The 14,098-nt window shown below is 53.5% G+C and carries 8 protein-coding genes, 1 tRNA gene and 1 pseudogene; 6 read left to right on the top strand and 4 right to left on the bottom strand.

What is annotated here, in order from left to right; translation table 11 throughout:
* Window positions 1–107: 107 nt before the first annotated feature.
* Both atpB and AC0AP0_RS03795 read right to left on the bottom strand, forming a co-directional pair.
* Complete coding sequence (gene atpB, locus AC0AP0_RS03800) at window positions 108–923, bottom strand: F0F1 ATP synthase subunit A (RefSeq protein ID WP_015022487.1); 816 nt, start codon at window positions 921–923, stop codon at window positions 108–110.
* A gap of 191 nt (window positions 924–1,114) precedes the next feature.
* Window positions 1,115–2,161, bottom strand: a complete 1,047-nt coding sequence (locus AC0AP0_RS03795) for a homoserine O-succinyltransferase (protein WP_445341953.1) — start codon at window positions 2,159–2,161, stop codon at window positions 1,115–1,117.
* Between the two features lie 95 nt (window positions 2,162–2,256).
* On the opposite strand from AC0AP0_RS03795, the gene AC0AP0_RS03790 reads away from it, so the two are divergent.
* From AC0AP0_RS03790 to AC0AP0_RS03770, 5 genes and pseudogenes are all read left to right on the top strand, one after another.
* A tRNA-Met gene (locus AC0AP0_RS03790) sits at window positions 2,257–2,333 on the top strand.
* Between the two features lie 648 nt (window positions 2,334–2,981).
* Entirely contained in the window at window positions 2,982–3,965 is a 984-nt protein-coding gene (locus AC0AP0_RS03785) for a LacI family DNA-binding transcriptional regulator (protein WP_490429437.1), read from the top strand.
* A 109-nt stretch (window positions 3,966–4,074) separates the two neighbouring features.
* Window positions 4,075–4,560: an RpiB/LacA/LacB family sugar-phosphate isomerase gene (locus tag AC0AP0_RS03780; protein ID WP_445339301.1), complete on the top strand. Its 486-nt coding sequence runs from the start codon at window positions 4,075–4,077 to the stop codon at window positions 4,558–4,560.
* Window positions 4,557–5,897, top strand: coding sequence for an MFS transporter (locus tag AC0AP0_RS03775; protein WP_490429436.1), 1,341 nt, complete (start codon window positions 4,557–4,559; stop codon window positions 5,895–5,897). The genes AC0AP0_RS03780 and AC0AP0_RS03775 overlap by 4 nt, the downstream gene beginning before the upstream one ends.
* A gap of 1,521 nt (window positions 5,898–7,418) precedes the next feature.
* A pseudogene (locus tag AC0AP0_RS03770) lies at window positions 7,419–8,403 on the top strand (aldo/keto reductase).
* Window positions 8,404–8,536: 133 nt separating this feature from the next.
* Here the strand turns inward: AC0AP0_RS03770 and AC0AP0_RS03765 are convergent.
* Together AC0AP0_RS03765 and AC0AP0_RS03760 are read right to left on the bottom strand one after the other, a co-directional pair.
* Window positions 8,537–9,493, bottom strand: a complete 957-nt coding sequence (locus AC0AP0_RS03765) for a hypothetical protein (RefSeq protein WP_490429435.1) — start codon at window positions 9,491–9,493, stop codon at window positions 8,537–8,539.
* A 441-nt stretch (window positions 9,494–9,934) separates the two neighbouring features.
* Window positions 9,935–13,852 (bottom strand): LPXTG cell wall anchor domain-containing protein, encoded by a 3,918-nt coding sequence (locus AC0AP0_RS03760; protein ID WP_490429434.1) that lies wholly within the window; start codon window positions 13,850–13,852, stop codon window positions 9,935–9,937.
* 145 nt (window positions 13,853–13,997) lie between these two features.
* Here AC0AP0_RS03760 and AC0AP0_RS03755 point away from each other — a divergent pair.
* A partial coding sequence (locus AC0AP0_RS03755; protein WP_490429343.1) for an inorganic diphosphatase occupies window positions 13,998–14,098 on the top strand: 101 nt, incomplete at its 3' end.

The raw sequence follows: 14,098 nt of genomic DNA, 5'->3' as shown, positions 1-14,098 counted from the left end.
CCGGTTCTTGGATTGTGGTTCAGCCCCGACCCCCGTCTACTGGTCGGAACCGACGAATATGTGGGCTGCGACCGCCTTAAGCGCCGACCGCGGCTTTTCTCTTTCGCTCAACCTTCCTCAGGGTAACTCATGGAGATGTAAACCGTGGTCAGGATGGCGAAGATATAGGCCTGAAGGGCCGCCACAAAAATTTCGAAGGCCGTCAGGGCGAAGCCCAGAACAAACCAGCCCACGCCAGCCAGGGCCAGGAGCTTGTTGCTGGCCTCGATGATGTAGAACTGGGTGAAAGCCAGGCTGACAGCCACCAGCAGATGGCCGGCGATCATGTTGGCAAAGAGTCGAATGGTCAGGGAGGCCGGCTTGACAATGACCATCTCCAGCAGCTGGATGGGTGTCAGAATGATATAGAGAGGCCAGGGCACTCCAGCCGGGAAGAGCTCCGATTTGAAATAGCCCCAGACGCCCTGCTCCCGGAATCCCGTCACCATGTACTGGCAGAAAGTCCAGATGGCGAATACCAAAGGCATGGTGATGGTCGCTGTTGCCGCGATGTTCATGCCCGGCACGATGCCGCAGAGGTTGAAGACCAGGATAGTCAGGAAGATGGTCGTAATCATGGGCACGTAACGCTTGCCCCGAATCTCGCCCAGGGTGTCGTAGACGACTGAGTCGCGGATGAACTCAATGACCCATTCAATAGCCCCCTGCCAGCGGGAGGGGATCAGCTTAGCCCTGGCGGCAGTGATTCCCAGCACCAGAAGGATAATGACCATGGCCACGAACCTGATCAGGATGATTCTGTTCATGGCGAAGGGCGTTCCCTGGAAGAGAATCTCAGGAGGCAGGAAATCTTCGATGGTGGGTAGCTCGCTCGGCTTGGCCATGGCCAGACTGAAAGCTTCACTTCCCATTGCCTCTAGCATCTATCGCCTCCTGAACGACACAGTGAACACTATAGCGCGTATGCGACCCATGGCTGCACCGTATCGGTAGTGTAGCCCACACCAAGAGCCACGGTAACTATGGATTCATCCAGTGTGTCACAGATAGCGGCCGCAGGTCGAATCCGCCCCGCGGTGTGGACAGTTTGATAACGAATTTAATCCAAACGTCATTAACTATTAACAACGCCAGGAATAAGCCCGTACCCGTCACCAGCCAAAGGACGATACCCGTCAGCGCGTGGGCATCCAGGAGCGTGTCTGATGGATCGGTCGGTGCCTAGTTGGCCCGCTGCCCGCAGAGTCGGCACCTGGTCCAAGTCGTAAGGGGTGGTCTCGTAAACCCAATTCAGCCAGTTGCGCCAGAGCAGGTTAGCATGGGCCCGCCAGGAGAAGACCGGCTCCAATCTGGGATCGTCATGGGGGTAGTAGTTGACCGGGAAAGGAACCTGGTCCAGGCCCTTGGCCATGTCGCGCCGGTACTCGTGAGCGAGAGTGTCGCGATCATATTCCCAGTGGCCCAGCACGAAGATCTCTGAGAAATCCTGGGTGCAGATAAGCCCTGAACCCGACTGGGGACCCCAGGTCAGCACCTGTAGATCCGGACAGGCCCGCACCTGGTCCTCGTCCACCCCGGCCCAGCGGGAGTGGGGCTGCAGGGCGATCTCATCGAAGCCATTGGTGATGAAGCAGTACTCGTCCTGCAGATACTGAGGAAAGACCCCGAAGACCTTGCAGTCCAGGTCGCGCTTGGCGATGCCGTGGCGGTAGTAGAGCCCGGCCATGGCCCCCCAGCACAAGTACATGGTGGAGAAAACGTGGGTAGAAGCCCAGTCCAGAATGTGAGTCAGCTCCTCCCAGTAGTCGACCTGCTCGAAGTCCATCTGCTCCACCGGGGCGCCCGTCACGACAAGACCGTCATAACAGTTGTCCTTGAAGGAATCCAGATTCTCGTAGAACTTGACCAAGTGGTCCATGCTGGTGTGCGCGGCCTGATGGGTGGATGTCTTCATGAAGTCGACCTCCACCTGAAGCGGCGACTTGGAGATCAGCCGCAGCAGCTGGGTCTCTGTCTCCACCTTGGTAGGCATCAGATTGAGGATGACCAGCCTGAGCGGACGCATCTCCTGCCGCTCCGCCTCGTGGCTTTCCAGGGCGAAGATGCGTTCCGAATCCAGGATGGATCTGGCCGGCAATCCGGTGGGGATGGTGATAGGCATGGCTCCATTATCTCCCAAGTAAGGCCTGCCCACACACGGACTTGACAAGTGTGCTGGAATCCGTAACATAGATAACTGCTGTGTTGCACAGCCGACGCGGGGTGGAGCAGTTCGGTAGCTCGCTGGGCTCATAACCCAGAGGTCTCAGGTTCAAATCCTGACCCCGCTACCAGTAAGGCTCGGAATCGTCTGGATTCCGAGCCTTTGTTTTTACTAACATCTTATAGAGCCGAACTGTAATTAATTATTATTGACTATAAAGTGTACTTAATCTATAAGGCAGCACGAATTCCTTTGAGATTCCTCAGTCTGCCGAACAGACTGATAAACCAATCGTTTTACGGCGAAGAGAATAAATCGACAGTTACAAACAAGCGGTAAGCGTGTCATCAAATTCGATGATCTAGCAATGAGCTCCAAGTAATAGCTTTCATACCTCTCATATTATTCTATGGCACGCGTGAAGATGCACCGAGTTGCCTCTTCTAAGTTTGGACAAAAATGATCAAAATATACACTCTCGCCAACAGAGTTAATTTGCTCAATAGGATACTATTTTGCCGAACAATCGAAAATTTATTTCCATTTTACTGTTTAAAATTTAATTGTCTGAGCCAAGGAACAACACGAAATCGTCTGCCACTATCGACTTCTACGTCTACAAGTCAGCCAGCAATTATGCGTCTTTCTAAGAATCAGACGGTCTGAGTTGAGCATATCAGCTCTGTGCCTCCAACCTCAGAAATTGCCTCCGGCAAGCAGATGTGGTATTAATAGAAATTAACAAGGCATGGAAACGTTTCCACGATGAGGTGACCGGATGACAACAATCAAAGATGTGGCCGCGAGGGCCGGGGTATCTCTAGGAACTGCTTCTAGAGTGCTTTCCAAGAGCCCCCATACATCGGCCGATTCTAGGGCAAAAGTCATGCAGGCAGCCAAGCAATTGGGTTACGTCGCCAATGGCCCGGCCCAATCCCTTAGGCGGGCACGGACTAACATTCTGGGCTTGCTCATATCCGATATTCGTAATCCATTTTTTGCTCGTTTAGCTCTTTCTGCGGAAAAAGAAGCCCGTAAATCTGGATACATGGTTGTCTACGGTAATGCCAACGAAGATGCAGACACTGCCGATGAAATCGTCCAGGTCTTCTCCCAGCAGCGAGTTGATGGGGTCCTTTTCTCTCCTCAAGGCATTATGACTCCTCATATTCGATCATTCTTGAAAACAGGAACTCCGTTGGTTCTACTCAACCGTCACCTTGAAGGTATAGAGGCGCCATATTTTGGTACAGACAACGTTCAAGGCATGAATCAGATCTTGCAATACCTACACGAACGCAAACATAAAAGGGTGGCATTTGTTTCAGGTCCTACTACCATATCGACGGGCTTGGAACGGTATAGAACATTTATGGAAGGCAGAGATAGTTTCGGATTCGATCCTGATCCTAGGCTGGTTCAGATAGGCAATTTCTTAGCAGAAGGTGGTTATCGTGCTGCTCAAGACATCATCCGTTCTGGCCTGAAACCATCGGCCATAATAGGCGCTAACGGCGAGACGACGGTGGGCATACTCCATGCATTACATGATTGCTTAAGTACCAAAGAAGCGAGGCGGATAGAAATCGTCTCCTTCGACGACATGGAGTGGTTTGACTTTATCAGTCCCCGCATCAGTGCTGTTCGCAACGACGCAACTTCAATTGGCAGAGAAGGGGCCAAGGGATTGATCAAGCTCATTCAGGGGAAGAGAGCGGAATCCAAGATGATCCCTACCCAGTTCATCGATCGCTCAATTTGATGTGTTTTTTTACGTGGCATATCCCTACTGTTCGCTGAAGCACAGTCTGACGAAAAGTCGTGAGGGAAGGGACTGCCTTTCTCTCAAAAGCAAAGAAAGGAAAGAAATAATGAAGGTAGCGTTAGGGGCTGATCATGCTGGATTCCCTCTCAAAGATGAAGTCAGAAAGGCCATTGAGGCAGCTGGCCATCAGGTGATCGACTGCGGTACCAACAGCACCGATCCTGTTGATTTCCCGGACATTACGCAAGCGACCTGCAAGAAGGTCGTGACCGGGGAGGCAGAACGAGCCATTCTAGTCTGCGGCACCGGGCAAGGCGGTGTCATGGCAGCCAACAAGATTCCAGGTATTCGCTGTGGTTTCGCTCACGAGACCTACTCGGCTCATCAATCAGTTGAGCACGACAACGCAAATGCAATAGCTATGGGAGCCTGGCTTGTCCCTCATGCCCTGGTTCCAGATATCGTCTCCGCATTTCTCAACGCGCGTTTCGACAATGACGAAGATACCCGCAGACGTGTAACCAAACTTAATGCCATGGATCGGATAGAGGTTACTGGGGGCCACGGAGAAGAAGAGGAGAAATCAAAGTGAAACAGGCTCCAACCGAACAAGAAGAAAAAGTCTTAGGGTCAAAAGACCGACTAGAGACATCCATCGCTGCAGGCATAGGAACATGTGTGGAAAACTATGACTTCATAGCTTACAGCACAGCAGCAGCCCTATATTTTGGCACTGATTTCTTTCCTGCAGGGAACCGTTTCATCAGCACTATGCTGGCCTTTGCAACTTTGGCAGTCGGCTTCGTCATGCGTCCCATCGGCGGAGCAGTCGGCGGCTATCTGGCCGATAAGCATGGCAGAAAACCAGTACTGGTGGGTGCCCTCTTAGTCATGGGAGGGTCTACCTTTCTGATTGGTCTAATGCCAACCTATGCGGCTATCGGTCTGGCAGCTCCAATCATCTTGACACTGATCCGCATGATACAGGGGCTTGCCTTCGGTGCCGAATGGGGAGGCGCTATAACTATGGCCTATGAGCATGCTCCTTGGAACAGGCGAGGCATGTACTGCGCAATCCCCCAATCCGGAAATCCATTAGGCATCGCTCTCGCCTCCGGGATGTTCGCTCTCTGTGCCTTTCTGCCAGGTGATTGGCGTTGGCGTATACCCTTTTTACTGAGCGCACTACTAGTCGTCGTCGGCCTTATCGTTCGGTCCAAGCTCTCAGAATCCCCTGAATTTCAAGAGGCTCAAGCAAGCGGCAAGACCGAAAAGAACCCACTGGCTACCTCAGTACATCGGGATTGGAAAGGTATTCTACGGGTGATCTCTTTGAGAATCGTAGAATCATTTGCGTACTATCTGACCGCCACATACCTTCTAAACTACATCTCGGAGCAAGAGCCCGATATGCGACCGGTTGCGCTGAATGCCATAACCATAGCCAGCATCGTAGCTATTTTTGCCACCTTTTTTGCCGGCAGTTTGACTGATCATGTCGGAAGACGACCCATCTACATTGCAGCTTGTATTGCCGCCTTAGCTTTTGCCTTCCCCATGTATTTGCTAACTAATGATCACAAGCCTGTATTGATTACGATAGTCTTTATCATAGGGATTGGGATTATCCATGCCTCATTCACAGGCGTACAGGGGTCACTTTTGACCGAACAGTTCAAAACTTCCACTCGCACTTCAGGTGCATCCCTTGGCTACCAGGTCGCTGCCGCGCTAGGGGGGTTCGCCCCCATGCTGGCGACGGCTATGGTAAATGCCTTCGGGTGGCCAGGCGCCTCCATGCTATATATGGCCGCCGCTCTTGTGGGCTTGATCGGAATTCTCTCCACAAAGGAAACCTATGGAAAAAGCGAGCGGACAAGAGTCAATAATCTTGTGCGCCAGGCTAAAGCGAATCAAATCAATAAATAAAGGTTGGGGTTTCTGATAAAGGCAGAAACCCCAAATGTCTGAAAGCCATGGCGGCGTACACACTGACTAGGAGGTGCGCCGCCACATTCATATGCAGACGTAGACATTCTAGCCCCTGTGGAATTACGGGCCACTCAGAATAATCTCAACAAGATAACGACAAACACGTCCAAGGAATCCATAAAACGCTGATGGTCACATACGGTGGGTGATCAACCAGAGAACCCTCGCGATCTCGTGAATCTGGAAACCAGAGGCTGTGTAACTAGCTAAAAATGGCAATCCTGGATAAAGCATATGAGCCAACAACGCTGATGCTCATCGGTTGCAGAAACTAATGTCATACGAATCATGTGACATTCCACTTTTATACTGTTCAGAATGAATATATAGAGCTTAACCTATTGGATAAACCATTATTGAAGTACTGTCCATGAAATACCTCGGATGACGCATCATTACCAGTAAGCCAGCGAAAACCGGCATATGGAAAATACCACCCAATCCATGCAATAACTTTATGAGTGAAGATATCCCCATCGCATTTAAGTGTGATATGACCGTGCATGTCACAAATCGGGTGAACTTTCCTGCTGGACCAGAAACAACTACCGTCCACATTGCATCTTATTGCTTATGCGAGAAAACAACTCACCTAGAGAAATCGAGGTATAAAGGCAATGTCACGTCACCAAGGTGAGAGAAAAAGTGCTCCAGGTGAACATCGACGTTGCTGTCGTATCTCATAATTTAATTAATAAGGTGCATACTACAAGAATTCTCCCAAGAAGAATGATGCCGACATCCATGGGACCGACAAATGGGTTTTCGTGCTTGCTATCCGATTTCTGGTTGAGCGCGCTGGAGTCGTCGTCATTTTCGTCGGTGTTCCCCTCAAACACCGGTAAGGGAGAAAATACTCTGGGCTTTGCTTGCCGTGGCTCTTGTAGCTGTTTGGAGTCAACCGTGGGTAACCCCAATTCAGCTCGTACACTGCACCTCTCCTACAAATTCATCTTGGAAATGACGGCGTGTGCTGTCGTAAGTCTGGCATACTAAGCAATCTACGGAGGTAGAGCTGCCGAGTTTTCTTCGCTGCAGCTTTTGGGATTTGGTCTTTATATTATAAGCATCCATCTGCAAAGCAGATGGATGCCTATAAAGCAGTAAGTACACTTGATTTTTTGGACCCAATGGCCGTCGGTCGACAATACTGCTTGTTCCAACTGAAAAACGGTAAGGCGAAGGAATACGAGACAGTACCTACTCAACTTAGCTCGTCCAAAAGCTCGCTGCACAAATCCAACTACGTAAGTATCGAGCCCAAACCCCAACCCTTGCTACTAATAAAACTGAAACTAAATTCACTCATATTCCGGCTCTTTTCTTATATCTGGCTAGTCAAAGTTCTTAGCAGGTAAGTGGCAAAAAACTTGGATGCTCCTTCGCGAAGTAGACTTCCACCGACTCGAACTTGCTAGCATGATTGCGTCTGCACCAGGGAAAGCCAAGAGGGCTTAAATGCAGTACACACAACTAGGCGAAACGGACATCAACATATCGAAGATCTGCGTGGGATGCATGAGCTTCGGCAAGCCAGGCACCATGCACGACTGGACACTGGATGAGGAAGGGACCGACGCGGTCGTTGCGCACGCACTGGACCTGGGCATCACCTTCTTTGATACAGCCAACGGCTACTCGGCTGGGACCAGTGAGGAATATCTGGGAAAGGCGCTTAGAAAGCATACAAGCCGCGACCGGGTGGTCATCGCCTCCAAGGTCTACTTCAATGAGGGACGGCTTTCGTCCAAGGCCATCCATCGCGAGATCGATGGAACGCTCAGGCGACTGGGCACCGACTACCTGGACCTCTATATCATCCACAGGTTCGACTATGAAACGCCAATCGAGGAGACCGTGGAAGCGCTCAACGATCTGGTCCAAGCCGGCAAGGTGCGAGCGCTGGGCGCCTCGGCCATGTACGCCAGCCAATTTCAGGATATGCAGAAAGTCGCTCGAGACAACGGCTGGACCCCTTTCAGCGCCATGGAGAACCATTACAACCTGCTTTACCGGGAGGACGAGAAAGACGGGCGTCTCACTCATGCCCTACAGCCCTCTGGCCGCCGGCCATCTGACACGGCCCACCTGGACCGCCGACACACTGCGCAGCGCCACTGATAAGGTCTCGCGCGGCAAATACGACCGGGCCGAAGACAACGACCTTGCCATCATTGACCGTGTGCAAAAGGCGGCAGAGCGGCACAACGTTCCTATGGCCCGGGTAGCCATCGCCTGGCAGTGGGCCAAAGGCGTCGCCTCACCGATCATCGGCGCCACCAAAGCCCATCATCTTGACGATGCTGTGGCTGCGCTGGATTTGGAACTCACGCCTGAGGAGATCGCCTCCATGGAGGAGCCCTACCTACCGCATGAGACAGTGGGAGCCATCGACAGCAATCCTCCTGAAGGCGTGGTGCTGCTGGACGCGGAGGAGAATTAACGCAATCCCCCCTGGCCTGGAGCATAGGCATGTTGAATCTAATGACTTGTGATTCATTGCCAAATCATACATTTATTGCTGTGTCAGACCAGGGGAACAGCTTAAGGAAAAGTCCTGATAGACTCGGGCCGACCTATAGTTCGACACAACCGTCCGCATCCTCCAGATCCGCTGAATCATCCGAATCCTCGCTAATTTCTAGAACAGTCAGGGCATCAGAGGTCTCAGTATCTTCAGAATCTGCTGGCGTATTCAACGTTTCCGATGCCTGTGGATTCCCGGATGTCTGCGAATTGACCATGTCTAAATCCAGTACCTTTTTATAGTCGCGATCCGCATCAGACTGTGAATAGCCAAAGTGAGCCTCATCCATAACGGAAATCAGGTGCATACCCATAGGGCGCATAGTTGTCCAGGTAATCCCTCCCGACACCACTCCACCAATTATCGGCACAGCCTTGGAAACCCCTTTGGCAAAGACGCTTTTAGTCATTTTTACGGACATGGTCTTGGCTACCGATTTGACGATCGGATAGATCACTCCTTTTGTCAAGGCCTTCTGTGGCAGATGCTTCAAGGCTGATTTCCCCAGTTGCGTGGAGATCAAACGCACCGCCGAACTGGCACCAGCGGCGCCAAGCATGACACCGAGGTATAAAAGCAATTGATTCCCGATCACCTCATCATCTGGCAGGGCACCTTCCCAGAAATCCTCCTCTCCATACAGATAGGCGATCTCTTGGGCTGTTATAAAAGCAAAACCGTAGAACTGGGCCGCATCTCCTGGAATTGTGATAGCCATGGTAATCCCTCCCGGCACTCCAGCCAAGAAAGATGCACTAGTGGATTGCCCTGTTCTTTTCAGGACGATTTGCCGTGCCATCTTATAAAGAACCTTCCGATCACAACCCGCGGCCACGGGGCCCCTCTTCACTATGTCTTCAATGACCTGCCGTGGAGCGCTAGCGAACTGCTCACGTAGAAACCGCTCACGATCTACTTTCATCCCCGGAATTCGCATAGCCTGATTCAACACCACCATCAAGGGTTTCCCGCCATCTTTAGAGCTTTCGGTGTTTTCCTTCGCCATCGCTAACCTTCTCCACCGCCATCCTTGGCCGATATTTTACGAGGTCAATGGTATCCAAGAAACCAGACGATCACATCCATAACCGCTGCACTCAAGCGTGAGGCTGACAATTTACCAAACAGCCGTCCGCCTCAGCCGTTGGATGTTTTAATACGGACAGCACAATCATTTGTTCAGCCAAACTTTCATTTTGCCTATTACTGATTTCTCGAGGCGGAAATGACATAAGACTCTGAAGATATCTGGGAATGGCCAAAATAACTGACGTTCGCCTGACGAATAGCCGACACACCCTGCCTTGGATCCGGAGCAGGCCGGTATCGCTCTCCCAGATCTATCTGCCCTGCGACAGGTCGAGACCGACCCTGGTCTGCCGACCAGCCTCATTAAGCCAATCGGCAGACCAAGATGCACATACGGGTCTCTGTACTTGTTCCAGGGTCACTGTCTCCTATGATTCCTGGCGGACATCTGTCTGACTAAGCGGAAGATGATAAGCCCAGTCATGACCGCTGCGGCGGCGACGGCCAAGGGAAGCACCACCGAAGATCCGGTCTTAGGCAGTGCGGCTTCCAGAGCATTCCAGTCATCACTGTTGGATTCAACAACTTGATCAGCGCAGAGCAGGCGACCATCGACTACTACTCCGCGAGAGTCCGCTCGTCCAGTGGCTTTTTGGGCGTTCTCCAATTGCGGCAAGGAAGCCTGATCCTCCACCGGACAGGGCACCAGTGGGCTGCCAACTACTCGGGCCCTGTCGGTGTGCCGACCTGATATGCCTGTCACTGTGGCATGCACGTCCACAGACTGGCCAGGCCGTAGCATTAGGGTCGACCAGTTGTCAGGATAGCGAATCCGAGTCACACGCCCCTGACCGACGACTGTCTGATCTTCCAAATGTAGTTGCCGGGCGAGGAAAATTGCTCCGGTCCCATCGCTGGGATCGCGAGGAGAATCGTTGGTGATCCGGAAGACAATAGGGACATCATCATGAGTTCGAAGGGCCTGTTCCGGCTGATCCCGATCACCCTTAGACATACCGCCGGCCTGATCAAACTTCTCGATATGCAGTGCCGGGGTCATATCAGGCGTTCTGGTCCAGACCGTGTTGGAGACCAGAGTCTTGTCCTGATAGAACTCAGTAAATCGGTTTTCATGACGTTCCACCTTCTTCAGCCGTCTGCATTGCAGGTAAGCCCTCCAGCCGACTGGGCGGTCGCCTGAAGCGCTGACCAAAGCCAAATATCGCGGTGTAGCCTCCACTTTGACCAGACCTGCAGGGTCTGCGGCCATCGTGAACAAGGGACCGCCAGGGATATCGGCTGACATGTTCGAACCAGCCATGATCTGTCCATGATGAATCAGGATGCGCCCGTTCTCGTAGAGATCCTGGTTAGCGTAGACGGCCCAATGGCCGGTGAACCGATCCACCGAGGGGTCCAACCGATCCTCAATCCGCCAGGTCCCCACCTGCGGATAGGCCCGTCCGGCCGGCAGCAGACTGGAATCCAGCCGGTAGAGGAAGATCCGGCCACGGTAGATACTGCCGCCGTGGGCGCTGTCCCCACCTACGGCCACTACCACATCCTTGGCGGGATTGAGCGGCTTGACCGGATTAGCGACCACATTGGTCGCTTTGCGCATGTCGTTGACGATCTGAGTCGCCTGGTTGCGCACCACGTGACCAGGCTCTGCACGGATGACCGTGTAAGGCAGGACCAGATCGTAGGTGCGCCCCAGCAATCCTTGGTTAATGGCCGGTTCCCTGAGGGGACTATGGCCTCGGGCAACGGCATATGCAGCCAAATCGGCAGGTTGAGGATCTCCTTTGAGGGTCGCACCTGTGGCCGGAACATAGGTGTCCACAGTTTTGGCGAAGACCAGAACCATACCGTTTTTTACCTGAATATTGAAAGCCTTGGTGTGATCACGACCGTCGGATCCTAGAACCTCGATGCTCTTGGAATCGATATCCAGGTGACGAGCATCGTAGGCATCCGTCATGCCCAGCCGCCAGACCGGATAGGCGGTATCTTTGCGGCGGGCGTCCAGACTGATCCGATAGACTCCATGGTCGCCCATGAAGAGCACCTTACCGTCGATGCTGATGCCTGGATCATGCGCGCTGACATCGCTCTTTGAGGGATGGAAGTTAGCTGGCGGATTGCTCACTTGGTTGGAGGGGGTCAGTGAATTGTTCAGTGTCAGCAACCACTGATTTCCCACCCGATGATCCCTTGGGGCCTTGGAATCAACCCTGCCCTCAAAGCGCAGGCGCATTCTGGGATTGCTCCCGGCACGCCACTTGCTGATCATACCGGAATCGGTAATGGTCACCCGCAAACTGTGATCCTTGTCCTTCCACTTTGTGGCGTATCCGGTCTTGGCGATGATATCGCCGCTCTGCAGGTCAGTCACCTCAAGGGTCTGCTTGTCGGGCAAAAACCAGCGATCATACACATCCGTCAGGGTGATTGACTTGACAGGATATGCCAGATTGTCGGGCAGGCTGGGCTGGGTATCCAACTGATATTCCAGTCGCTGACCGGGGAAGACCATTTTGCCGTCAACGCTGGCCTGCTCCCCGCCCTGACCAGCCTCAGAGATTACATCCTTGCGTACCGGAGGTAGGTATCCGCAAATGCCCGGCTTGTTGGTCTCCACACTCTGCGTGTTGACTGTCTGGGAACCCGAGTTGGTCAGGGGCTCGCCCTGGCTGCCATGGCCATCAGGAGCCCGGCAAAAGGTCAGCTCCTGGTCAGGTGCTCCACCCATATCCTTGCGGACCTTAGCTGCGCCGCCGCCGTTGGCAAAGTTAACCGTGAAGGGAACCAGCATGGTGACCTGCTTAGGGTCCTCCATCCCCTTAAGACCGTTCAACCATCCGCTTTTGGCTCGGGCCTGTGCCCGGGTGCCGGTCACACTGATCTCGAAACGGTCTGTCACATCCCTTCCCTTAGCCACAATGTCCTCGATGCTGCTGCGGCGGTAGTGCTCGTCTGCATCAGCCTTGGCTTTGGCCACGAAGACGCGGATGGCCCTAGCCCCATCCTGATCAACCAGATAGTCAGCACCACTCCAGTCGTCAGTCAGGGCGAAAACCTTGGGTGCCTCAATCAGATGGGCTTCGACAGCGGCGTTGACCACCGACCCCACCCGGTCTCCGTCCAGAAACGCATGCCCGTCGGCACCAGTTCCGTTACTCCATTGGGGGTCTATGACGCTCTTCCACACCCCTGTAGCTGTATCTCGCAGGATCCAGGATTTGTCGGGCCTGGGCTTCCAGGTGGGTGTACGACGCTCCGGGGTCGACTGGTCAATCTGCCGGGCGGCGCCCTTCCAACTGACTCCTCCCTGATCCAGAATTACCCCGGTCTCTGGCCGTTCGACAGTCACATCCAGCTGCCATGCCCAGCGGTGTTCCTCCGGCAGAGCACCGCCCTTCCAGGTGGCTGTGGCCCGGTCACCAGGCGGCCTAGCTCCTTCGGCAGTGTTGAAAATGAATTTGTCAGTCAGATCTTCGCCGCTGGTCTGGTCCCTGACATGCTGACCACTGATACGGTACTGCTTACCTCGAGGATTGAAGACATCACTAAAAGTTAGTTCACGCCCACCCCGGCCGGTTCCAGTGACGATATGGGTGCGATTGGTCATCCCATCCGCGCTAGTGCCATGATCTACTTGCTTATCGGGAGCATCCGGAGGCAGATCGGCCGGCTTGGGCTCGTAGTCGTTGAGCATGATCACCACCAGGGAGATGCCCTTCTCGTCGCCTGCATACTCGTCAGCGAACTTGTCAAGATTGTCGTTGGGCTGATCCCAAAAGGAATCGCTGGTCCGATAGGTCACCCCACGATTGCTAAAGGTGCTGTTGGCCACCTGGCTGCGCCAGCTATCCATCCAAAGCTTGTGAATAGCCACAGAAATCCCGTCAAAGATGCGTTGGGATCCACGATAGCCGGCAACCACTCCCACGCCGGTTACCCGACAATGGGCCTGTCCGGACTGGTCGGCATGCGCCTCGTTAAAGCGCGCCTGACAGTTGCCATTGGCCTCGTCAAGAGCCTGCCGCTTGACCCGGGCCGTAGTGGCATTACCACCATCCACGACCCCCATCTTGGAGAAGGCCCTATCGATGCTGCCTATCTCATAACCGCCAAAAGCCCCCTGGTCGTCATCCTTGTAGGCCCAACCCTGCCAGAGCCGGAGCTTTTGGCCACCGGGAGGTACTGGTCTGCCGCCAGCATGACCTGATCCTCCGCCAGCCATAGCAGGAGCCGCCGGGCCGGCAAGGGTCGCCAAGGCGAGCAGAACCGCCAACATGCCGGTCCACCTATGCTTGTACATACTCGTCCTCACTCTTCGCCCGCTCCATTCCTTGAGTATGAACGGCTGCTGAGCATATACGTGCGTCAGAGTGAGACTGTGGTCGAATGTGCCGCGGGACGGTTATGCTGTGTATGAGACATACCTATGCTGTCCAGACCGAGAAGGAGACAGGACAATGGCAGAGACATTCGATGTGTTAGTCGAGATCCCCCGGGGCTCCCGCAACAAGTATGAGATGGACCACGATAGCGGCCATATCAGGCTGGACCGCACCCT

It is taken from the genome of Bifidobacterium sp. POST2/T3 (B1) (genome assembly GCF_058197115.1).
The sequence above is the reverse complement of the archived record's forward strand: the minus strand, read 5'-3'. Positions and strand labels throughout refer to the sequence as shown.